20 protein-coding genes and 1 pseudogene are annotated in these 21,546 nt (G+C 53.0%); 5 read left to right on the top strand and 16 right to left on the bottom strand.

Annotated features, from left to right (window positions below; all coding sequences use genetic code 11):
* Nucleotides 1–11: 11 nt before the first annotated feature.
* The gene (locus ABLU86_RS24010; protein ID WP_063411184.1) at nucleotides 12–1,754 is read right to left on the bottom strand and encodes an AIPR family protein; all 1,743 of its coding nucleotides are present in this window, start codon (nucleotides 1,752–1,754) and stop codon (nucleotides 12–14) included.
* Between the two features lie 381 nt (nucleotides 1,755–2,135).
* Between ABLU86_RS24010 and ABLU86_RS24005 the strand changes: the two are divergent.
* Together ABLU86_RS24005 and ABLU86_RS24000 are read left to right on the top strand one after the other, a co-directional pair.
* Nucleotides 2,136–3,310 (top strand): annotated as a pseudogene (locus ABLU86_RS24005) (IS3 family transposase); the annotation flags it as partial.
* A 141-nt stretch (nucleotides 3,311–3,451) separates the two neighbouring features.
* On the top strand, nucleotides 3,452–3,838 hold the full coding sequence (locus tag ABLU86_RS24000; protein ID WP_063411182.1) for a hypothetical protein: 387 nt from the start codon (nucleotides 3,452–3,454) through the stop codon (nucleotides 3,836–3,838).
* Between the two features lie 180 nt (nucleotides 3,839–4,018).
* On the opposite strand, the gene torA is transcribed toward ABLU86_RS24000, so the two are convergent.
* The 12 genes from torA to ABLU86_RS23940 form a co-directional block, all read right to left on the bottom strand.
* A complete protein-coding gene (gene torA, locus ABLU86_RS23995; RefSeq protein WP_045368627.1) occupies nucleotides 4,019–6,541 on the bottom strand; it encodes a trimethylamine-N-oxide reductase TorA in 2,523 nt (840 codons plus the stop codon).
* Nucleotides 6,542–6,547: 6 nt separating this feature from the next.
* Nucleotides 6,548–7,711: a NapC/NirT family cytochrome c gene (locus tag ABLU86_RS23990; protein ID WP_348796337.1), complete on the bottom strand. Its 1,164-nt coding sequence runs from the start codon at nucleotides 7,709–7,711 to the stop codon at nucleotides 6,548–6,550.
* Nucleotides 7,712–7,936: 225 nt separating this feature from the next.
* Complete coding sequence (gene ccmI, locus ABLU86_RS23985; protein WP_032712347.1) at nucleotides 7,937–8,803, bottom strand: c-type cytochrome biogenesis protein CcmI; 867 nt, start codon at nucleotides 8,801–8,803, stop codon at nucleotides 7,937–7,939.
* Nucleotides 8,800–9,267, bottom strand: a complete 468-nt coding sequence (locus ABLU86_RS23980) for a cytochrome c-type biogenesis protein (RefSeq protein WP_032708925.1) — start codon at nucleotides 9,265–9,267, stop codon at nucleotides 8,800–8,802. The genes ccmI and ABLU86_RS23980 overlap by 4 nt, the downstream gene beginning before the upstream one ends.
* Nucleotides 9,264–9,821, bottom strand: coding sequence for a DsbE family thiol:disulfide interchange protein (locus ABLU86_RS23975; RefSeq protein ID WP_015370115.1), 558 nt, complete (start codon nucleotides 9,819–9,821; stop codon nucleotides 9,264–9,266). The genes ABLU86_RS23980 and ABLU86_RS23975 overlap by 4 nt, the downstream gene beginning before the upstream one ends.
* Nucleotides 9,821–11,773: a heme lyase CcmF/NrfE family subunit gene (locus tag ABLU86_RS23970; protein ID WP_045413272.1), complete on the bottom strand. Its 1,953-nt coding sequence runs from the start codon at nucleotides 11,771–11,773 to the stop codon at nucleotides 9,821–9,823. The genes ABLU86_RS23975 and ABLU86_RS23970 overlap by 1 nt, the downstream gene beginning before the upstream one ends.
* Complete coding sequence (ccmE, locus tag ABLU86_RS23965; RefSeq protein WP_015703212.1) at nucleotides 11,770–12,246, bottom strand: cytochrome c maturation protein CcmE; 477 nt, start codon at nucleotides 12,244–12,246, stop codon at nucleotides 11,770–11,772. The genes ABLU86_RS23970 and ccmE overlap by 4 nt, the downstream gene beginning before the upstream one ends.
* Complete coding sequence (ccmD, locus tag ABLU86_RS23960) at nucleotides 12,243–12,467, bottom strand: heme exporter protein CcmD (protein WP_006798167.1); 225 nt, start codon at nucleotides 12,465–12,467, stop codon at nucleotides 12,243–12,245. The genes ccmE and ccmD overlap by 4 nt, the downstream gene beginning before the upstream one ends.
* Nucleotides 12,464–13,210, bottom strand: coding sequence for a heme ABC transporter permease (locus ABLU86_RS23955; RefSeq protein WP_006798169.1), 747 nt, complete (start codon nucleotides 13,208–13,210; stop codon nucleotides 12,464–12,466). Before ABLU86_RS23955 ends, ccmD begins: the two co-directional genes overlap by 4 nt.
* A 33-nt stretch (nucleotides 13,211–13,243) precedes the next feature.
* A complete protein-coding gene (ccmB, locus tag ABLU86_RS23950) occupies nucleotides 13,244–13,903 on the bottom strand; it encodes a heme exporter protein CcmB (protein ID WP_015370111.1) in 660 nt (219 codons plus the stop codon).
* On the bottom strand, nucleotides 13,900–14,523 hold the full coding sequence (gene ccmA / locus ABLU86_RS23945) for a cytochrome c biogenesis heme-transporting ATPase CcmA (protein ID WP_348796338.1): 624 nt from the start codon (nucleotides 14,521–14,523) through the stop codon (nucleotides 13,900–13,902). Before ccmA ends, ccmB begins: the two co-directional genes overlap by 4 nt.
* 184 nt (nucleotides 14,524–14,707) lie before the next feature.
* The gene (locus ABLU86_RS23940; RefSeq protein ID WP_348796339.1) at nucleotides 14,708–16,090 is read right to left on the bottom strand and encodes a DHA2 family efflux MFS transporter permease subunit; all 1,383 of its coding nucleotides are present in this window, start codon (nucleotides 16,088–16,090) and stop codon (nucleotides 14,708–14,710) included.
* 229 nt (nucleotides 16,091–16,319) lie between these two features.
* Here ABLU86_RS23940 and ABLU86_RS23935 point away from each other — a divergent pair, with 229 nt between their 5' ends.
* Nucleotides 16,320–17,207: a LysR family transcriptional regulator gene (locus tag ABLU86_RS23935; RefSeq protein WP_048231282.1), complete on the top strand. Its 888-nt coding sequence runs from the start codon at nucleotides 16,320–16,322 to the stop codon at nucleotides 17,205–17,207.
* On the opposite strand, the gene ABLU86_RS23930 is transcribed toward ABLU86_RS23935, so the two are convergent.
* Complete coding sequence (locus ABLU86_RS23930; RefSeq protein WP_163366380.1) at nucleotides 17,155–18,045, bottom strand: MBL fold metallo-hydrolase; 891 nt, start codon at nucleotides 18,043–18,045, stop codon at nucleotides 17,155–17,157. The two genes, ABLU86_RS23935 and ABLU86_RS23930, sit on opposite strands and share 53 nt — an antisense overlap.
* Before the next feature lie 179 nt (nucleotides 18,046–18,224).
* Between ABLU86_RS23930 and ABLU86_RS23925 the strand changes: the two genes are divergently transcribed.
* Nucleotides 18,225–19,019, top strand: coding sequence for an SDR family oxidoreductase (locus tag ABLU86_RS23925; protein ID WP_059304848.1), 795 nt, complete (start codon nucleotides 18,225–18,227; stop codon nucleotides 19,017–19,019).
* Between the two features lie 170 nt (nucleotides 19,020–19,189).
* The gene (locus ABLU86_RS23920) at nucleotides 19,190–19,798 is read left to right on the top strand and encodes a hypothetical protein (RefSeq protein WP_032723241.1); all 609 of its coding nucleotides are present in this window, start codon (nucleotides 19,190–19,192) and stop codon (nucleotides 19,796–19,798) included.
* 50 nt (nucleotides 19,799–19,848) lie between these two features.
* Here the strand turns inward: ABLU86_RS23920 and ABLU86_RS23915 are convergent, their stop codons facing one another.
* Together ABLU86_RS23915 and ABLU86_RS23910 are read right to left on the bottom strand one after the other, a co-directional pair.
* Nucleotides 19,849–20,610, bottom strand: a complete 762-nt coding sequence (locus tag ABLU86_RS23915; RefSeq protein WP_042893169.1) for a transporter substrate-binding domain-containing protein — start codon at nucleotides 20,608–20,610, stop codon at nucleotides 19,849–19,851.
* A gap of 10 nt (nucleotides 20,611–20,620) precedes the next feature.
* A complete protein-coding gene (locus ABLU86_RS23910; RefSeq protein ID WP_032722579.1) occupies nucleotides 20,621–21,406 on the bottom strand; it encodes a CatB-related O-acetyltransferase in 786 nt (261 codons plus the stop codon).
* Nucleotides 21,407–21,546: the final 140 nt, after the last annotated feature.

The raw sequence follows: 21,546 nt of genomic DNA, 5'->3' as shown, positions 1-21,546 counted from the left end.
GGCCTTCAATCTCAAAATGCAGGTTTTAAATTCTTCTCAAACAATTCATAAACAGGACGATTCATCTGTGCTGTTGCGGCAATTAACTGTGAGAAATTAGATATACACTCCCTAACCTTTGTGGGGCTCTTTAGACCACCATCAATTAGTGCAGGTAAAAGTTGATTACTCAAAGCCAAACAAATATCTACAATTGGCTCCCAAATTTTCTCAGCATTTGATGGGGAAACATCATGACCAAAAGAAACTCTAAACAAATCAGGAACAGGTCTCCCTAAGAAACTTTCAAGACATTCTGTTATTGCAGAACAAAGTAAAGGGATCGCACCTCTGAATCTGAGATATTCTAATTGAGCCAAATCATTTCTAGATAACACATCTTTTTTACCCAGATTGATTTTTTTGTTGACTATACATTTCATTAATGAAAAAGCACAAACGATATGAGACGCTTTTGTACTGTCATTAAATATTTTTGAATAATATGAATCATTTGTCCAAATAGCCGAGCGTTGATTATACGCTATCGTAGGCTCTCCATGAAAACTCATTAGAGCTTGTCCAACTGTGTATGACGGTAAAAGGTTTGGCTTTCTACGTATAACACTTTCAGCACTACCTCTGCGCCCTCCTTCATACTCAGCATCGGGAATAGATGCAAATTCCACTTTCAAACGTTTTTGAATTTTATCTGTGCTTCTAAAATCGGATGCCTCAACTTTATTTTGACTATTGTTATACTGAATAATGTTTTGAATTAAGTCAGCATCTCCATCTTTAACTTTTATGAACCTTGCTTGTACTTTAACATTTTCAGCCGGTAAGCGAGACAAAGATCCAAGAGCGCCAGTTGTTTGTGCGCCATTGACAATTGACATGCCCCTCACTTCTAGATTCTTAATTTTTTCATTATAGCTATAATCATGAACCAGGATTGTAACACCATTATTAAATGCCCAAAAATTACCTGCTGATTTTTCAGCGCTATTTCTTATCCCATTATTAATATTAGAATCAGTTGACCTTGAGCCTAGATAATCTCTTACGTTCGCAGAAAAAATATTTAACTTATGTTTTTTATAAGCTCTAGCTAAATCCTTACCCTGAATAGTGGTACAAAATGAAATCCACTCCCCACCATTAATTTCATAACCTCCATCGACGACTTTTATGTTAAAAGTTTCATCAACCAATATAGGTGAAAGAGATTCGCTGTACCACTCAGTTAATTTTTCAGCTCCAACTTCAACCGCATGTACTTGAACTTTCGCATCTTTGAAATCATGCTGTAAAATGGTGTTTGCTGTTTGCTGAACAGTAACCAACTCCTGACCAACATTTTTAGATAGCGGCAAGTTGTGAACGTACCATACATATAATGTTTTTATTTTAGACTGCCTGATTAGATCCCTAATCTGTTTTGCTGAAGAGTTTATTCTTTCTGGTACTTCCTTTAAGTCTCTTTGCAAAAGCCATGCTAAAGCAATATTAAGGTCACTAGCTTTGTTTGCTGGAGCTTCTTGTCTATCCTTTCCTGAAAAGTAACATTGAGCAAGGACGGCAAATTCCTCCTCTTCATTGATATAAACCAAGTCACATTTTTTGTCATCATGGCCATCTGTAATGGAATCAGCAGCAACACCATCAATATCATCTATTCGAAAGTGCAGCGCTAAGGCAAATAAAGCTAATCCATTATCACCATAAGACTTCAGATCCTCTCTGTTTTCATAGGCTTGTATCCATGTACTCATGCTCATTCCTTAGTTGATTAAAACTTGAGATTAACGCTTACATCTTATACGTTCAACTGCATTTTCTGCGTTAGCGCGCGCTCGTAGCCCCGCCACGCCTGCCCGCTTTAGGGAGTGGTTTTCATGCAGTTGCATGATAGGCTCTAAACCGCGCCTTATCTGGTCTGGGAAGTAAAAATGCAAGTGCATAAAGTCATGCGATTTCATGCAGTATAGACATGCACTCAGGCTACAGACATCAAAAAACCCGGCACTGGCCGGGCTTAAGTGAGCTTTTCTGTTCAGGTCAAAACAGCTTTCTTTTTTTTCTGTAGTGGCACAGTAAATTTGGCCACCTGATTAAAGGTGATATTCTCACCTCAACACAAAACAGGTGACTTAATGAACAAGAAAACTAAGCGTACTTTCACCCCCGAGTTCAGGCTGGAATGTGCACAGCTGATTGTTGATAAGGGCTACTCCTATCGACAAGCCAGTGAAGCGATGAATGTCGGTTCTACCACGCTTGAGAGCTGGGTACGCCAGCTCAGGCGAGAGCGCCAGGGAATTACGCCCTCTGCCACACCGATTACTCCAGACCAGCAACGTATCCGCGAGCTGGAAAAGCAGGTTCGCCGTCTGGAGGAGCAAAATACGATATTAAAAAAGGCTACTGCGCTCTTGATGTCCGACTCGCTGAACGGTTCACGATAGTTGCCAGATTGAGTGACAACCACACGGTTGTCAGCCTGTGCTCCGCGCTGGAAATACACCGCAGCAGTTACCGGTACTGGCGAAAACGACGCGATATGGTTAATCCGGGACACGTCAGGTTGTGCAGCGAAATACGTCGGGTGTGGAACCAGAGCCGGGGCTCTGCGGGGGCACGCACTCTGGCTGACATGCTGACCCAAAACGGCGTCCCGATGAGCCGTTACCGTGCCGGACGCCTGATGAAATATCTGAACCTGAGCAGTTGTCAGCCCGGAAAACATCAGTACAAAAATGCCCGTCAGGCGCATACCTGCCTGCCGAATCTGCTCGAGCGTCAGTTCGCTGTGCCCGAGCCAGACCGGGTGTGGTGCGGAGATATTACGTATATCTGGGCCGGAAATCGCTGGTGCTATCTGGCGGTCGTCATGGATCTTTTTGCCCGCAGGGTTATCGGCTGGAGTCTGTCAGTACATGCCGATACCGCACTGATAAGCAGTGCCCTGCGGATGGCCTATGAGACGCGTGGTCAACCGCATGATGTCATGTTCCATAGCGACCAGGGAAGCCAGTATACGGGCCTGAAATATCAACAACTTCTCTGGCGTTACAGAATAAAACAAAGCGTCAGTCGACGGGGAAACTGCTGGGATAACAGTCCAATGGAACGCTTTTTCCGCAGTCTGAAAACAGAATGGGTGCCGACGGATGGTTATGCAGGCAAGGATGAGGCCCGGCAGCAAATTAATGATTACATATTGAACTACTACAATAGCGTCAGACCTCACCATTATAACGGTGGACTGACGCCGGAAGAGTCAGAGAACAGATACCATTCTTACTGTAAAACCGTGGCCAATATTACTGTGCCACTACAACAGGTGTTTGTGCGGCAACTGCGCCTGTTTGTATTGGTGTTGCTGCATTAGTGGGCGGAATTCTCGCATCAGTCGGAACAGACCTTCTGTTTGGAACCTTATATGTTTCACCACAGGGGAGAAACTAATATGCAACTAACAGAAGCTCAACTGATGACCCGCGTTCCTGTCTGGCACGCATTATCGGAGCTGTTTACCGGGCGCGAACTCCAGGACTACGACTACCGATGGATGGCGCAGAAGTTAAAGGACTCTGGTTTAAGCCGGGAAGAGATCTTTATGATTCTGGATGAGGAAGTTGCCCCTGCCCTCCAGTCAAATCTTCTCTACAACCCAACGCCGGTGATGGACGGTTGGTCAGAGGAAGATATTAAACAGCTCGTGACAGAGTATGTATATAAGAAGCCGACAATTATCGAGCGCATCATTCCAACCCACTTACTGCTGAAACAGCGACGTAAACACATTCAGGATGAACTCAACAAGCTTTCCAATGAGCTGGGTAAGTGCTCCTGAAAGAGTTTTAAGCGAGGCAATTGGCATACGTTTAGGTATACACCCAAAAGCCAGGCTCATGCAGTACAGGAAATAAGACGTTGTGAAATTAAAGATGCCGTGAATATATTCACTTTCACCTGATAAACGGACACTCCCTCACGGAAGTGTCCGTTTTGTCTTTCAAACGTTAGCTGCGGGTTACGCGCCTACCGGCACATCGTGCGCGGTGTTTTTCAACGCCGGTCCGGTGTACTTCTCGATCTGCAGCTGCGACATCTGGCCACAGTTCCCCTGCGCCAGGCTGGAGGAGCCGACGTCAAAGGTCAGACAGTTGACGTTACCGTTTTTACACAGCGATCCCGGCTGTGACGGATCGGCCGGGTCAAACCATGCCCCTTCGCTGATGCGCACCACGCCTTCGCGAACGTTATCGGTAATCACCGCTCCGACCAGGATCTGCCCGCGATCGTTAAAGGCGCGAACCAGATCGCCTTCGCTGATGCCGCGCGCGCTCGCATCTTTCGGATGGATCCAGATGGCTTCGCGATCGGCTACCGCGTATTTCTTGCGCAGCGGCGTATTATCGAGCTGAGAGTGCAGACGGTTAATCGGGTGACCGGTATTGAGCGACAGCGGATATTTCTCGGCTTCCGGCCCGCGATACCACTCGTGCGGCGGCATCCAGGTTGGAATCGCTTTACAGTCCTCGTAGCCCATTTTGGCGATGGCGTCAGAGTAGATCTCGATCTTCCCTGACGGCGTCCCCAGAGGGTTGAGCAGCGGGTTCTCGCGGAAATCGGCGAAACGCACCCACTGGGTGTTCTCTTGCGGGATCGGGAAGCGAATGTAGTTATTGGAAGCCCAGAACATATCAAACGGCGGCAGAGCCACGCGAGCGTTGCGCGCCTGGGCTTTCATCTCGTCATACATGCCCTTCAACCACAGCATCTCATCTTTGCCTTCGGTAAAGGCCTCGTGCACCCCAAGGATCTCGGAAATCCCCGCAAAGACATCAAAGTCGTTTTTCGCTTCGTTCTGCGGCGGTACGCACTGGCGCAGCGGGAAGACATAAAGCTGCGAATAGTCACCGCCCATATCCATGTCGTTGCGCTCGTAGGTGGTGGTCACCGGCAGTACGATGTCGGCATGTTTTGCCGTCGCCGTCCAGTATGGTTCGTTCACCACCACGGTTTCCGGATGCTGCCAGGCTTTCACCAGGTTGTTGGTATCCTGATGCTGGTGGAAGGTGTTACCGCCCGCCACGTACACCATTTTAATATCCGGATAGGTGACTTTCGTGCCGTTATAGTCGATGGTCTTGCCTGGGTTCGCCAGCGCATCGGCGATGCGCGCCACCGGGAACGGCGTAATATCTTTCGCCGCCGGCGACGTTGGGCTACCGGCGGAGATCCCCGCCAGAATGCCGCCGCGCGCGGTTGGGCTACCGCCGGAAGAGTAGTGATAACTAAAGCCGAAACCGCCGCCGGGCAGGCCAATCTGCCCCAGCATCGCCGCCAGCGTCACCATCATCCAGTGGGCCTGTTCGCCATGATGCTGACGCTGGATGCCCCAGCCGCCCATGATCATGGTGCGATGCTTCGCCATATCTCGCGCCAGCTGCTTGATGGTCTCAGCATCAACGCCGCTGATATCCGCAGCCCAGTCGGCATCCTTGACGACGCCATCTTCTTTACCGTTCAGGTAGGCTTCAAATTTATCGAACCCTACGGTGTAGGTTTTCAGGAAATCAGGGTTATGCAGATTTTCAGCCAGCAGCGTATGGGCCACCCCCGCCATCAGCGCGCAGTCGGTGTAGCTGCGCGGGGCGATCCACTCGGCGCCTAACTCACGCGCGCTGTCGCTGCGCACCGGGTCGATACAGATCATCCGGGTGCCCTTTTTCTTCAGCGCTTCAAAGCCTGTCTGGCCGACGTGGTCCGGCAGGTTCCAGCTGTTTTTCAGCGTGATCATTGGGTTACAACCGATCATCACCACCAGCTCGCTGTTATCAATCACGTTTGGCCACGCGGTCTGCTGTTCGTAAACCTCAACGGAACCGACCACGTGCGGCATAATCACCTGCGCCGCGCCGGTGGAGTAGTCACCGGAATAGCCGACAAAGCCGCCCGCCAGGTTCATCATGCGCTGCAGCAGCGTTCTTGGGTTGTGGAACATCCCGACGCTTTTCCAGCCGTAAGAACCGGCATAAATAGATGATGGGCCATGCTCTTTTTGCAGACGGCTGATTTCACCCGCCACCAGATGCAGGGCTTTATCCCAGCTGACGCGGACCCACTCATCGCGGCCGCGCAGCTCCGGCTTACCGTTTTTCGCCCCGCCTTCTAACCAGCTTTTACGCACCATCGGATATTTAATCCGGTTTTCGGCGTGAACCTGATACGGCGCCATGGTAATCAGTTCGTTGGGATACGGATCGTCTTTAATCGGGCGTACGTCCACCATTTTGCCGTCGCGGACGATGGCTTCAAACGCGCCCCAGTGGGCGCCGGTGAGAATCCCGCTTTCCGCCTGGCGCAATGCAATAAACTGCGGCATCGCCTGGCTGATGGCCTCCGCCAGCGCCGAACGCGGCCATAACCCCGCCAGCAGCGGCGCCGCCATCAGGGCGCTGGCGCCAGCCAGAAAACGGCGACGCGTCAGATTCATACCGGGTTCCTGGCTCTGATCCGCCATGTCATAATCGTTATTCTTTTTCATCATGGCTCCTTATTGTTTGTCCTGTTTGGCCGCTGCTGGCATGTCGCTCGCATGTTTTTGTACGTACTGGGTCAGGAGACGAACCTGTTCCTGAGTCAGTGAAGTACGGCCGGACATACCTTTAACCACCCCAATCCACTGGTTGGCGTTAAAGCGATTCAACTCGGTCAGGCCATGACAGCCGGTACAGTTGTTAGCCATTAATTCAGAAGCGTAACTCCAGATTTTTTGTTGATCGCCAATCAGATTTTTCGCCGGCAGCCAGACCTGCAGATCGACTTCATGCCAGACCTGTTTGGTCTCTTCATCGGTAACGGAACCAGAGACTTTTAACGCTTTGCGAGCTTCTTCGCCCAGCAGCGCGCTCATAATGCGTTTGCCGCGCGCGGCGTAGAAGGCTTCGGTGACGCCATCCTGTTGCCAGCCATGAACATCCGCCAGCACCATGTCGCCTTCACGTTTCACCACTTTCACTTCAGTGGAGGCCATCAGGTTACCGTCGTTATGGTCGCCCGCTTTCTCGCTCAGCCAGAACGGCTGGGTCTGAATGGTGTAAAGGGTGGTCGCGGTCGCCGGGGTTTTCGCCGCCGCGTTAGCGAGCTCGCTGGCCCCTGCCGCCGCCAGGCCGCTCATGTTCGGCAGAATATGCGCCACGCCTTTATGGCAGTCGATACAGGTTTCGCCCTCTTTGATCGCCACCGGGTGCTGCTTACGGGCTTCAGGGGTTTGCGCCAGAATATCCATCGCTTTATAGTCGTGGCAGGAACGGCAGGTCGCCGAATCGCTCTTCTTCAACCCATCCCAGACGCTCTGGGCCATCGCCAGTTTATGCGCCTCGTATTTTTCCGGGGTGTCGATTTTGCCGGTCATTTCACCCCAGACATCTTTCAGGGCGCCAATTTTGGTCAGCATATAATCGATCGGCTGATGAGGAACGTGGCAATCGGCGCACTCGGCGCGAATACCTTTATCGTTCTGGAAATGCACACTGCCCTGATATTCCGCCAGAGGCTGCTGCATGGTATGACATGACACACAAAATTCGGTATCGCTGGTTTTATGCATAATAGTCGCGGTACCAGCCAGCAATACCACGCCAATAATGATCCCAACCAGCAAGGCGATAAATATAATTTTTCGCCTACCAGAGCGTTCCAGTGAAAGTTTACTCATCTTATTATTTAACCCTTTTCCTAAATGAAAGACGCAAAAGTCCCTGCCAGATGGCAATCGTTATATAAATAAATCTATAACGATTGCTCTCACCTTCTAATCCAACTAAATTTTTGGAAATTTTCGGAGCCAGGATAATCAGCCGGGGATGATTATCCTGTGATTTCAGAGCGATAACCCATTGCAAATCCAATATGCCTTCGAGCAATACTCACGTTATTTTAATTATTGCAGTGTAGCGGCTTGTTCTTTTTTAGCCCGGTCAATACTACGAATGATAATTTCTCGCTGAGCATCATCCGCCGGTAACAGTTGCAGCATCAGCTGCCACGCCGCGATCGCTTTGTCATACTGCTGGTGCTCAAAGGCGTTAAACGCCGCCAGGCTAAGCACCCGTACATCGTTATGGTTATTCTTCAGCAACGTATCGAGCAGTTGCTGGGCTTCACGGCTATCGTTGGGATCCGTAGAGTGAAGTAACGCTTCGGTATATCCCAGTTGCGCATCGGCGTTGCCTGGCGCCAGCTGTCGCGCCTTATCAAACGCCTGTAACGCGGCGCCTGGATTATTGAGCACCAGTTGCAGCCTGCCGAGCATCGTCCAGCTCAGCTGGTCGGCCGGGTATTGCTGCAGGCGGGTGCGTAGCCCCAGCGCCAGTCGAAACAGCTCTTCTTCCGACAACGGTTTACCCTGTGGATCCATCACCCGCTGCATCAGCTGCGGCGTTTGCTGGACAACTTGCTGCCACTCAACCACGCGAGTCATGTAACTCGTTCGGATAAAAACCCCTACGCATAAAGAGGTTAGTATAATAACCCCAAGAATATACACCCAATAACTACTATTTTTGTGATTCGTTTCGGCAGATTCGGGCAAATCTTCCAATAAATTCAAGCGTAAATCGTCAACCAGCTGCTGTTGCTGCGCCGCATTCACCGCTGAAAGATCTTCATCAAGCTCCTGCAGGCGCGCCCGATAAATCATATGGTTCATGGTATTGCGGTCAACGCGCTGCCTGCCGCTCCACGGAATAAACAGCAGCGCCGCGGTTCCCAGCAGTAACACCAACATGATGAGCAAAGCGACAATCATTTCAGGGTCCTTTTATTGTCATCAAGCAGCGCCTTTAAGCGTTCCTGTTCCTGCGCGCTCAGCTCGCTGACGCGTTCAGCCCGTGAGCGACGGCTTAAACGGAAAATCACCAGCGCGCCGCCCACAACGAAACAAGCCGGCAGCAGCCAGAGGATAATCGTCGCGGGGGTCACCGGCGGTTCGTAGGTCACGAAGTTGCCGTAGCGCGCCACCATGTAATCGGTGATTTGCTGATTGCTTTGTCCCTGCTCCATCAATTGCCAGACCTTTTTGCGCATGTCGGCGGCAATCATCGAGTTCGAATCGGCAATACTGTTGTTCTGGCATTTCGGGCAGCGCAGCTGTTCGGTCAACTGGCGGAACTGCTGCTCCTGAGCCTCATCTTTAAATGGATAGGTATCAATCGCCGCCAGCGCCTGAAACGAGAACAGCGCCGTCAGTAAAGTGATGAGCAGATATTTCACGCGCCCCCCTGCTGGCTGTATTTATTCCACAGCGGCAGAATCTCCTGCTGCCAGACCCGCTCGTTCACATCGCCGGCATGGCGGTAGCGGATAATGCCTTTGCCGTCGATGAGGAAAGTTTCCGGCGCGCCATACACGCCAAGATCCAGCCCCAGCATACCGTCGCCGTCAAACACTCCCAGCGCATACGGGTTGCCCAATTCGTGCAGCCAGTTCACCGCTTTCTGGCGATCGTCTTTATAGTTGATGCCAACGATGCGAATGCCCTGCGCCGCCAGGGAGCGCAAATACTGATGCTCCGCCCGACAGGTGGGGCACCAGGTGGCCCAGACGTTAATCAGCACCGGTTTACCATTGATAATGTTAGAGGGATCCAGCATGACATCCGGTTTTTCCAGCGACGCCAGGCGGAAATCCGGCAGAGGCTTACCCACCAGCGCTGATTCAAGCACGGTAGGATCGTCGCCGTCACTATTGCGCATCAGTTGCCACATCAGCGCTGCCGCCAGAATCAGGAAGATAGCCAGCGGTAAATATAAGACTTTGCGGTTCATCACGCGTTCTCCGGCAGTGATTTACGTAAGCGATAACGTGGGTCCAGAATGCACAGCACGCCGCCAAACGCCATTAACATCCCGCCGAACCAGATCCAGCGAACAAAAGGTTTATAGTACAAGCGCACCGCCCAGCTACCGTCGGCCAGCTCTTCACCCAGCGCAGCGTACAGGTCGCGCGCCAGCCCACCGTCGATGGCGGCTTCGGTCATCTCCATCCGGCTGCTGCTGTAAATGCGTTTCTCCGCCCGCAGCGTACTCACGTGACGGCCATTCTGCGAAACTTCGATCACCCCTTCACCGCCAAAGTAGTTCGGCCCGGTGATATCCCGCACGTCACGGAACACAAAGTGATACTGGTGGATATCGACGCTATCGCCCGGCTTCATTCTCACGTCGCGTTCGATGCTGTAATTCTGACTGAAGGCGATGCCAATGACGGTGACCACCAGCCCCACATGGCCGGCGACCATTCCCCAGTGGCTGCGTCCGAGGCGGGTCAGCCCGCGCCAGAAGGGGTGGCGGTCGGTGGCGCGCTCCACCACTTCCATCACGGTAAGCACGAATGCCCACAGCGACATCAGCAGGCCAACTACGGTCATGGCTTTAATACGATCCTGCATCAGCCACGGCAGTGCGATGGCCAGTACGACGGCAACCACCGCGGCAATCAGCAGCCGCTTACGCAGCTTGTGGAATTCATCGCGACGCCAGCGCACCAGCGGCCCGATCCCAAGCAGCAACGAGAACGGGATCATCAGCGCAATAAAGAGGGAATTAAAGAACGGCTCGCCGATAGAAATGCTGCCTAGCCCCAGTAGCTTGTGTATCAGCGGCAGCAGCGTCCCCAGCAGTACCACCAGCATGGCGGCAATCAGCAGCACATTGTTGCCCAGCAACAGCGACTCGCGCGACCACAGTTCGTGACGCACCCGGGAACGTACCTTGCCGCCTTTGATGGCGAATAACAGCAGCGAACCGCCGATAGTGATCACCAACAGCGCCAGAATAAACATGCCGCGCGTAGGATCGGAAGCGAAGGAGTGTACGGAAATCAGTACCCCGGAACGCACCAGGAAAGTGCCCAGCAGGCACAGCGAGAACGCCAGAATCGCCAGCAGTACGGTCCAGGATTTAAAGCTGCCGCGCTTTTCGGTGACCGATAGCGAGTGAATCAGCGCCGTTCCCGCCAGCCACGGCATCAGGGAGGCGTTTTCTACCGGATCCCAGAACCACCAGCCGCCCCAGCCGAGCTCATAATAGGCCCACGCCGACCCCAGCACGATACCGACCGTCAGAAAGCTCCACGCCGCCAGCGTCCACGGGCGTGACCAGCGCGCCCACGCGCTATCAAGGCGCCCGGTCATCAGCGACGCAATGGCGAAAGCGAAGGCCACGGAGAAGCCCACATAGCCCATGTACAGCATCGGCGGGTGGAAGATCAGCCCGATATCCTGCAGCATCGGGTTCAGATCGCGCCCCTCGATGGGGAAATCAGGTAGCGTGCGCACGAACGGATTTGAGGTCAGCAGGATGAACGCCAGGAAGCAGAAGGAGATCATCCCCATTACCGCCAGCACCCGCGAAGAGGCTTCCAGCGGAATATTACGGCTCAGGGCCGCGACCGCGCAGGTCCAGCCGCTCATCAGCAATACCCACAGCAGTAACGATCCCTCGTGGGCCCCCCAGGTCGCCGCTACGCGATACCACACCGGCAGCAGCGTATTCGAGTTACTGACGACATACAGAACGGTGAAGTCATTCACCACAAAGGCGTACACCAGAATGAGAAACGCCCCGAGGATGGCGGCAAACATCGCTACCGACAGCGGCTTCGCCAGCGCCATCATCCGCGCATCCTGCCGCATCGCGCCCCAGGAGGGAAATAGCGCCAGCAGGCAGGAAATGCCCAGCGCCAGGCACAGCAGGAAGAGGCCGATTTCAGGGATCATTGCGCGGCTCCCTGTGGCTTCTCAGCCGGATGATGATTCTCTTCCATCGCTTCTTTCACTTCCGGAGGGGTGTAATTTTCATCGTGTTTCGCCAGCACTTCCTTCGCGCGGATATGCGTCCCGTCCTGCAGCGTCCCCTGGGCTACAACCCCCTGCCCTTCGCGGAACAACGCCGGCAGGATCCCGGTATAGCTCACCTCGACGACGCCGCGGGCATCATAAAGTTTGAAGGTCACATCGAGGGTTTTATCGTCACGCTTCACGCTGCCGGGCATCACCATGCCGCCGATACGTAGACGCTGCCCCGGCTCTGGCTTCTGGCCATTTTCCCGTTTGCCGTATATCACTTCGCCTGGGGTATAGAAGAGATCGATATTGGAGCTTAATGCATACATCACCAGACCAACGGTCAGCGCCAGCCCCCCAATCACTCCGCAGGCGAGCCAGAGACGAACTTTACGCCGAGGATTCACAACGCATCTCCCTTCATTGTGCTTTGCTTACGCGCCGCCGATACCCGCCGCTCGCGCGCCATCTGCCGGCGTACATCCGCCAGCAACGCCCGGCGCTGCCAGCGGGTATGGATGAACAAAATCAGCAGCGCGATGACCGTCACTGCAACCGCCAGCCAGACATAAAAGGCGTAGCCGCCCATCTGCCAGAAATCGCTCCAGGAGTGAAAAGCGCTGGTCATGAGTTCTCCTCGCGCTTACTAGCGCCAGCCAGCGCCACGACCCACGGACGGCGGCGCTCCTGCAACAGAATTAAATTACGCATACGCATTAATGTCAGAGTAATAAAGAGGAATAAGAAACCGAAAATGGTTAAACGCAACGGCATGCGCATCGACGGATCGATGGTTTTCTGCATATTGGTCGAGCCCTGATGCAGGGTGTTCCACCACTCCACGGAATAATGAATAATCGGCAGGTTGACCACCCCGACCAGCACCAGTATCCCGGCGGCGCGCCCGGCCAGCCGGCGATCGTCAAAAGCGTGATACAGGCCAATCACCCCGACGTATAAAAACAGCAGGACCAGTTCGGAAGTCAGACGCGCATCCCAGACCCACCAGGTTCCCCACATCGGTTTTCCCCACGCGGAACCGGTCACCAGCGCAATAAAGGTGTAAACCGCGCCTGGCAGCGCCATCGCAATCACCGCTTTATCCGCCATTTTCATCTGCCAGACCAGGCCGACAAAAGCGGTCACGGCCATTGAGCCGTAAATCCCCATCGACCACATCGCCGCCGGGACGTGCAGATACATGATGCGATAGCTTTCACCCTGTTGATAATCTGCCGGGGCGTAGACAAATCCCCAAACGCAGCCCACCACCAGAAACAGCGCGCTGAGGATAGCCATCAGCGGAATGAATCGTCCGCATACGCTATACAGGCGCTCTGGAATGGCGAGTTGATGTAACACTTTCCACATTTTTTTTGCCTCATTGCCCCGAGGGAACGGGAATTATTGCACGCTAATTCTGAGTGCCGCCGCGGTAGCAAACGGACTTAAGGTGGCGCTTCCCGCCAGAAAGGCGCCAAGAATGGCCATATAGCCGTCAACCGGCAACTGCATCTGCGCCGCGCCCACGGCGGCGGTGGCGAAAATCAGTAACGGAATCATCAGCGGCAGCACCAGCAGGCTCAGCAATACGCCGCCGCGCCGCAGGCCGACGGTCAGCCCCACGCCGATGGCGCCAATAAAGCTCAGCGTTGGCGTGCCCATCAATAGCGTCAGGGCCAGCACCTGCCACTCCGCGGTCGAAAGTCCGAATAACATAGCGATCAGCGGAGAGATTATCAGCAGCGGCAGCCCGGAGACCACCCAATGCGCCGCGATTTTTGCCAGCACCACCAGCGACAGCGGCACCGGCATCAGCATCAGTTGCTGCAGCGAGCCATCCAGCCAGTCATCGCGAAACAGCCGGTCCATTGCCAGCAGCGAAGAGAGTAACGCGGCCACCCAGACAATGCCCGGCGCAATCTGCCGGAGCAGCTGCGGTTCAGGGCCGATACTGAGGGGGAACAGAGTGATAATAATCAGGAAAAACCACAGCGGGTTGATAATTTCGGCGTAATTGCGAAAGGCGAGGCGCAGGTCGCGCCAGAATATCTGCTTGATCATGCCGCGACCGCCTCATCGTCGCTCAGCATAATCGTGCGTAAAGGAACGCAGAGCGGGCGCAGAGGTTGATGGGTGGTCAGGATGACCGCACCGCCCTGGCCGACGTGCTGCTCCATTCGGGTGGTCAGCGTTTGCACGCCAGCCGCATCGAGCGCGGTGAAGGGTTCATCTAAAATCCAGAACGTCGCGCGGCTGAGCCATAGTCTCGCCAGCGCGACGCGCCGCTGTTGCCCGGCAGAGAGTTGCGCTACGGGAACATCTTCAAAGCCCACCAGCTCAACCTGCGCCAGCGCCTGCCAGCGCGCCTCAATGGTCGCCTCAGGATGGTAAAAGCGCAGATTTTCGTCCGCCGTTAGCGCCCCTTTAACCCCCACCTGATGACCGAGCCACAAGAGCTGCGCGTGCCAGCTATCGCGAGTACGCCGCAGCGGTTTGCCCTGCCAGAGAATTTCCCCTTCTTCTGGCGTCGATAACCCGGTCAGGAGGTGTAATAACGAGGTTTTTCCCGCGCCGTTGGGGCCTGAAATTTGAATAATCTCGCAGGGTTGTACCGCAAACGATAGGTGGGTAAAAAGGGTTCGTTCATCCCGCAGGCAGGCGATATTTTTTATTTCCAGCATCAGAAAGCAGGTCCAGTCCGGGGGTCAGCGCATTCAAGTGCCTTATTATAACGAAAGAAAACAATCTGTTTTGCTGAATATATTAAAAATTTTGAACCCGCGCTAAACGGGTAAAAATGCTAAAAACTCATAATCGAACGTGCCAGTAGCGGTTGCATTTTCACCACTACCGGCATTCCTTTCTTTAGCGATGCAAGCGTAAGGTACTGGCAATAGAGGATATCGCCGCAATAGCGCAGGCGAGGCCAAACACATAAACGGCAAACTGTGCGCCGCCTGGGCCGGTTAAGCCGTTCAACAGCGCAATAACCATCGCCACCAGCGCCGCACCGATGGACAGCCCAGTCGTCCTGGCGGTGGATAATACCCCGGAGGCCGTTGCCGTGCGATTTGCTGAGACATTAGCAAACATCTCCTTATTGTTTGGCGGCAGGAATAAGCCATACCCCACCCCGCAAACGGCGGTCCGCCACAGAAAATCATTCACCGTTGCAGCGCCCGGCAACAGTGCCAGCGAGCCTAAGCCAAGACAAAAGATAACCACCCCGACAGTTGAAATCTGCGTCGGATTAAAACGGTTTGACAGTCTTCCCGCTACCGGGGCGCAGAAGGCGACAGCCACCGGCCACGGCGTAAAGATAAACGCCGATTCCAGTACTGAGTAATGGTAGGTATGTTGCAATACAAACGGTAAACCGACCAATGCCATTCCCTGAGCGATGAACAAAGAGCTGGACGAGATCACCGCCAGGGTATATTGGCGTGAGCGAAATATATCAAGCGGCAATAGTGGATGCTTCGCTCTCGTCTGGACGATAATAAAGAAAGCAAATAACGTCACTGACGCCGCCGCGCAATAGATAAGCGTCAGGCTCTCCCAGCGGCCAATTTGATCGACCGCCACCACCATCAAGCCCAATGCCGCCGCTGAACTCACGGCCCCGGCCCAATCAAAGCCCTGCTCCTTTTCGTTATCCTCCCCTAATGAAATCAAGGAGAAAACAATCGCAGCGACGCCAGGCAGGATATTGATATAGAAAAGCCACGGCCAGGAGAGCGACGAGATGATAAACCCGCCCAGCGCCGGACCGATTGCCGTGCCAACCGCGAAGGCCAGCGCATTCAGCCCGAAAATCGTTCCTAGCGCGCGGGGTGGGAAAATAACCCGGTACAAGCCCAGCCCCACGCTTATCATAACCGCATAGCTTACCCCTTGCAGTATCCGCATGGTAACCAGTACGCCCAAGGTCGGCGCAAGGCTACAGCCCATCGAAGAGAGCGTAAATAACACCATTCCCGCCGTATAAAAACGCTTCTCACCGATTCTGCTGCCCAGCGACGCGCAAATCAGCATCGTCGCCGCGCTGGCTACCTGATAGCCGTTGGTGATCCAGATACCGGACGCCGAATCGACCCGTAACGCATTGGCAATCGAAGGCAAGGCGACATTGACAATGGAACTATCCAGCGCCGCCATTAGCACGCCAATTAATATGGCCGCGGCGGCTAAATAGCGCCTCGGCGCCTCAAAACCTTGATCAAGTGAACAACTACTTACCAGCGACATATCCGCAGGTCCTTATCAAAACAGATCAAATGGTTTTATTGTTATGAATGTCGCCAGAGGGAAAAACCAGAGAATAAAATCGAGATTATTAGCGAAAAAATCGATGGCCGTTCGTCACCGCGATAATCATCGCTATATTCGTCAATAATTAAAAATCTGATGACAAAGTAGTCACCAAAATTTATAAATATGCTGGCGGTTAGAAAATAACGCTCATATAAGGTTTAAGATGAAGCTTAATGAACTTCTGGCGTTCGTTACTGTTGTGGAAACGGGGAATATCACCCTGGCGGCAGAACGTCTGAATCGAGTGCAATCCAGTATTTCCCATCGGATACGCAGCCTGGAAAGTAGCCTGGATGCCACGCTATTAGACAGGAAGAACGAGGGGTGCATCCCAACCGAGCAGGGAAAGATTTTGTATGAATATGCCCTCAAAATGCTTAACCTGGCGGATGATTGCAAACACAACATTACCCTTTCAAAAAGACGCCGATTAACGATTAAAATCGGCATCATTGAATGTTTGCCGCCCTATGTTATCAGCGCATTGATTGATTCAGGCCATGACTTAGGCTGGGATATTGATGTTTCAATCGGCAATACCAGCAGTTTACTTAATGCTTTCGATAGACACGAATATGATGCGGTCATTATTGGCGCGGGCTTCTCCTCCCCACAGCATACGCGCGCTATGTTGCTCACCAGTGAGTTAGTGATTATCACCGCGAAAGATCATCCAGCCATCACCGCGACCTCCGCTCTGGATGACAATGTCTTTTTATTGAGTAGTAAAAAATGCGCAACTTCAATGCGCAATCTGGATATGTTATTCCGTGAAGGCAACATTACTCCCAGGCGCGTCGTGGAGTGCGGCTCTTACCCGGTGCTGTTCTCAAATATCGCCGATGGCAAAGGGGTCTCGCTGGTGCTGCGTTGCTCAATCAGCGATGAGATCCAGCAAAAAATAAAAATCCATCCATTAACAGGTGAGTTTAATGATTTCGGAATTGAGCTGCTCTGCCGCCCTGAGGGCGTCCATTTCGATTTGCAGCAGTTGAACCTCATGGTGGCATCCGTATTTCAGGATCCACGGCTGCGTGAGACTGGCTATTAATTCCGTCCGCCGGGATAATTTGATAGCCGGACGAGCATTTTTTAATCCTGGCGAAACCTGCTGTATCAAAATGCATCCCGGCAACCAGTATCTGTTCAGCGCAGACCTTTTCAAGAAGGCGAATGCGCGTCTCCTGCGCCAAAAGCGGGTCGAAGTCGAAGGCTATCGTGACCTCGGGGTCTAATAACTGAATATGGGGAAAATGCACAATATCCCCCCACACTAATACGCGTTCTATGCTTCCAGAGAGGAGATACCCCGTATGGCCTGGCGTATGTCCTTTTAATGCCAGGGCACTGATACCAGCAAACACCTCGCCTTCATCAATCAGCCGTAAACGATGCTGATATGGTTTAAACACGCTGCGCGCGAACATAACATTACCTTTAACGCGTTCACTGGCCGTAACCAAATTACGGTCATCTTCGAGATAACTGAATTCATCTTGAGGTATTATCAATTCAGCACGAGGAAATACCGCGTCTTGCTGCGAATTAATTAAACCACCGATGTGATCGGGATGCGCATGGGTCAACAGTACAGCGTCAATATCCTCTGGTTTGACGCCAAGTTTAGCCAGATTATTGATCAGTTGGCCTCCCCACCCCTTAACGCCGCCAGCGCCGCTATCGATCAGGATATTCATCCCGGCTTGTTGTACCAGAAAGGTGTTTATGTTGACCGTATTCGGTTGTGCTATACGGGCGTTTGCCTGGATGTTTCTGCACTCGTCTTCATCAATTTTGGTTAACAGGCCAAAACCTACCTGCAAATAGCCATCGCTTACGGCAGTAACGCGCATATCACCGAGGACTTTACTGGGAAAAGTAGTATTCATCGTTTACTCATCAGTATCAGTGTAATCGCCAAAAACAGCCTCCATTATTAGAGGCTCTCACCGCTATGCTCTAACGGATAATTTCGATATCACCATCGATATTGTTGATTGCCACTGACCGAAGCCCCCTTCCCCCACCTGCTACGCTTACTACTCCATTCCATAAAAAAGGCTCAACCATGAATATTGATTTATCGGGGAAAGTCGCGCTGGTGACGGCATCCACGGCCGGCATCGGTTATGCCATTGCCAAAGGGCTGGCGGCCAGCGGCGCGGAAGTGATTATCAACGGCCGCAGCGAACATAGCGTTAATGCGGCGATGGCGCGGCTGCAACAGGAGGTGCCGGGATTCCGGCCCTATCCCGCGGTGGCCGATCTCAGTGACGCCGCGGGCGTCAGCCAACTGCTGCAGGCGGTGAATGAAGTCGATATCCTGGTGAATAACGCCGGTATTTACGGCCCGCAGGATTTTTACGCCACCGATGACGCCACCTGGGAAAACTACTGGCAAACCAACGTGATGTCCGGCGTTCGCCTGTCACGCGCGCTGTTGCCCGCCATGGTGCGTAGAGGCTGGGGTCGGGTGGTCTTTATCTCATCCGAATCGGCACGCAATATTCCCGCCGACATGATCCACTACGGCGTAACCAAAACCGCGCAACTGTCGCTGGCGCGCGGACTGGCGAAATACGTCGCCGGCAGCGGCGTCACCGTAAACAGCGTGCTGCCCGGCCCGACCCTTTCTGACGGTTTTGCCGAAATGATGAAAGATGAGGTCACGCGAACCGGTAAGCCGCTGGAACAACTGGCGAAAGAGTTTGTTATGGCGCAGCGCCCCGCTTCGGTTATTCAGCGCGCGGCCTCGGTGGACGAGGTGGCCAATATGGTGGTCTACGTCTGTTCGCCGCAGGCATCCGCCACCTCCGGCGCCGCGCTGCGGGTCGATGGCGGCGTAGTCGATGATATAGTCTGAATTACCCCGCTAAGCAGGGGAGCAAAGCTCCCCTTTCTCACCTGCAGTTGCGCTATTTAGCGCTAAATAGCTCAAAAGGTTTAAAACACGCCGCGATGTCGCACAAAGTGAACAGGAAGTCACATTCACGATACTTATCATTGCTGTTTTGAACATAAATAGTGGTGTTAATGTCTGTCATCAGAAGCTTACTTTTCTTTCTCGGCGCAGCGGCGGCTTCCGCCATCGCGGTACTTTGTCTATGGATGGATATCCGGGTGTTTGGCAACGATATCCCGGAGATTTCGCTTACCGAGGTAGTGCAGGAGGGCGTGCTGGCGATAATCGTGCTGATGCACTTCCTGCTGGCGAAAAAATATGAGCTCCTGCGCTACTGTAATATCCTCGTTGGCGGCTTCTTCCTGGCTATGCTGATCCGCGAACTGGATGCGCTGTTTGATCTTATTAGTCACGGCAGCTGGGTGTGGTTCGCGCTGGCAACGACGATAGCCGCGCTAATCGCTCCGCTGCGCCACGCTCGTCAAACGCTGTCGCAACTGGCGCAATACACCCGCACGCCTTACTACGGCATGATGATAAGCGGCCTGCTGGCGATTCTGGTCTTCTCACGGCTGTTCGGCATGCATGGCTTATGGTATGCCGTACTCGATGAGAACTACGCGCGGGTGGTGAAAAACACCGTTGAAGAGGGTAGCGAGTCGTTCGGCTACATGCTTTGCCTAACCGCCTCGATTGGCTACTACTGCTACTTCCGCTATCAGGCGCGGCAGAAAAGCTAATCCACTGCGCCGCCAGAATGTCGCATTCTGGCGGCAGCGCGAATCATGAATTACCCCTGAATTTTCCACTTCCGCTTGAGCACATTTTTGTCCTGGCTATCCAGCCAGTGGTTCACTTTCTCAAGCAGCGCCGGATTATCCTTATTCATCATATAGACCTTATAGCTGGCGGTGCCGGGGAACGGCGTCTCATTCGCCACGCAGAACACGCCAGGCTCCTTGCTCTGGTAGTAATCCCCTTCTATCAGGTCGGTCACCATCATATCGGCCGTTTTTTGCCGCAGCGCCTGCAGATTATCGACATTGTTCTGCACACGGATGATCTGCGCATGCTTGATATGCTCATCAACGAAACTTTGGTTGGTACCGCCGGGGTTCACAATCACCTTCACATTCGGCTGGTCGATTTTTTCAAGGCTGCCGAGCGCTGGCGCGGCGCTGCAGTTCGCCAGGGCGATTTTACCATTGGCCACCACCGGATGGCTCAGGGAGAAATCTTTTGCCCGTGCCGCCGTCTCCGTTACGCCTCCCATAGCGATATCAAACTTATCGGCTTTTAAATCAGTCGATAACGTTGGCCAACTGGTGATAATAAACGTCACCTTCACTCCCAGCGTTTTACCCAGATCGTGCGCCATATCGACGTCATAGCCGATAAGTTCACCAGCGCCGTTATGAAAGGCCAACGGCGCGTAGTCCCCCGGCACGCCGACTTTTAACTCGCCGCTTTGTTGAATCGACTGCATATCGCGCGCCTGGACGCCGCAGGCTATCACCGTCGCCATCAGGGCCACACCCAACTTTAACTTCATCTTAAATTCCTTATGATTTCATCTTCATGCCGCCAGCGACCACGGTTTTCACCACCGTTGCCGTCAGCTTTGGTAGCGCAAGCGGCGTGAGTTCACCTTGCTCCTGCGCATGGCGCAGTAATTCACAAAAGCGCGCCACCTCGTTCACCGGAAACATAGCAATATCCTGTGCAGAATATTGCCACCAGCGCAGCGCTAACAGCTGCTCAACAATCGGTTCGGCAAAACGGTATTTGATGAGCTTCGCCGGGTTCCCGCCAACCATGGTATACGGGGCAACATCTTTCACCACCAGCGCGTTGGCGGCGATAACCGCGCCATCGCCAATGGTAATCCCCTGCGCCAACGTCACGTTTTGTCCAATCCAGACATCATTGCCAATCACGATGGGGCGCGTCTGTTTTTCAAAAGCGTAAAAATGGTTTTCCCGTCCGTTATCCGCTGCCAGGGTTGCCATTAGCGCTGAATGACGGGCGTAAAAAACCGGGCTGGAGCTTGCCCACTCTAAGGGATGACGATCGCCTAATACCTGTAATCTATCAGCGATTGAGGTGTAGCGCCCAACCTGAATAAACGCCGGCAACAACGTACGGGTGTAACTGAAAGCCCCCAGCGAAGCCAACCGCTCGCCACAGCGCCCCCAATAGGTGGTATACGGTTCAGTGCATAAATTTTCTGGTACTTCAATTGGTTGCTCATCACGATAAAACGGATGGTCGCAAACCAGCCTCTGCCCGCCGAGGAAAATACGCTGACTTTGTAATAACGATCTTATTTCGCCAAATGCGATTTTCATTTTTCACCCTTTCCTGTCCAGCGTAATGTCGTCACCCAGCCAGCACACCTCCTATTGATAGCATCCATGCTTTATCCACATCACAAAATGTTAATGAAATGTTTTTGTTTTGTGATGCACAACCAGGATTCATTGCACCT

This window comes from Klebsiella sp. JN_Kp121, assembly GCF_040062145.1.
Lineage (GTDB): Bacteria > Pseudomonadota > Gammaproteobacteria > Enterobacterales > Enterobacteriaceae > Klebsiella > Klebsiella aerogenes.
Note: the sequence above shows the minus strand (reverse complement) of the source record. Positions and strands in the feature narration are given on the sequence as shown.

Coding starts and splice junctions, on each gene's coding strand:
- ABLU86_RS24010 (WP_063411184.1), bottom strand. CDS start 1,754: ATGAGTACATGGATACAAGCCTATGAAAACAGAGAGGATCTGAAGTCT.
- ABLU86_RS24000 (WP_063411182.1), top strand. CDS start 3,452: ATGCAACTAACAGAAGCTCAACTGATGACCCGCGTTCCTGTCTGGCAC.
- torA (WP_045368627.1), bottom strand. CDS start 6,541: ATGATGAAAAAGAATAACGATTATGACATGGCGGATCAGAGCCAGGAA.
- ABLU86_RS23990 (WP_348796337.1), bottom strand. CDS start 7,711: ATGAGTAAACTTTCACTGGAACGCTCTGGTAGGCGAAAAATTATATTT.
- ccmI (WP_032712347.1), bottom strand. CDS start 8,803: ATGATTGTCGCTTTGCTCATCATGTTGGTGTTACTGCTGGGAACCGCG.
- ABLU86_RS23975 (WP_015370115.1), bottom strand. CDS start 9,821: ATGAACCGCAAAGTCTTATATTTACCGCTGGCTATCTTCCTGATTCTG.
- ABLU86_RS23970 (WP_045413272.1), bottom strand. CDS start 11,773: ATGATCCCTGAAATCGGCCTCTTCCTGCTGTGCCTGGCGCTGGGCATT.
- ccmD (WP_006798167.1), bottom strand. CDS start 12,467: ATGACCAGCGCTTTTCACTCCTGGAGCGATTTCTGGCAGATGGGCGGC.
- ABLU86_RS23955 (WP_006798169.1), bottom strand. CDS start 13,210: ATGTGGAAAGTGTTACATCAACTCGCCATTCCAGAGCGCCTGTATAGC.
- ccmB (WP_015370111.1), bottom strand. CDS start 13,903: ATGATCAAGCAGATATTCTGGCGCGACCTGCGCCTCGCCTTTCGCAAT.
- ccmA (WP_348796338.1), bottom strand. CDS start 14,523: ATGCTGGAAATAAAAAATATCGCCTGCCTGCGGGATGAACGAACCCTT.
- ABLU86_RS23940 (WP_348796339.1), bottom strand. CDS start 16,090: ATGTCGCTGGTAAGTAGTTGTTCACTTGATCAAGGTTTTGAGGCGCCG.
- ABLU86_RS23935 (WP_048231282.1), top strand. CDS start 16,320: ATGAAGCTTAATGAACTTCTGGCGTTCGTTACTGTTGTGGAAACGGGG.
- ABLU86_RS23930 (WP_163366380.1), bottom strand. CDS start 18,045: ATGAATACTACTTTTCCCAGTAAAGTCCTCGGTGATATGCGCGTTACT.
- ABLU86_RS23925 (WP_059304848.1), top strand. CDS start 18,225: ATGAATATTGATTTATCGGGGAAAGTCGCGCTGGTGACGGCATCCACG.
- ABLU86_RS23920 (WP_032723241.1), top strand. CDS start 19,190: ATGTCTGTCATCAGAAGCTTACTTTTCTTTCTCGGCGCAGCGGCGGCT.
- ABLU86_RS23915 (WP_042893169.1), bottom strand. CDS start 20,610: ATGAAGTTAAAGTTGGGTGTGGCCCTGATGGCGACGGTGATAGCCTGC.
- ABLU86_RS23910 (WP_032722579.1), bottom strand. CDS start 21,406: ATGAAAATCGCATTTGGCGAAATAAGATCGTTATTACAAAGTCAGCGT.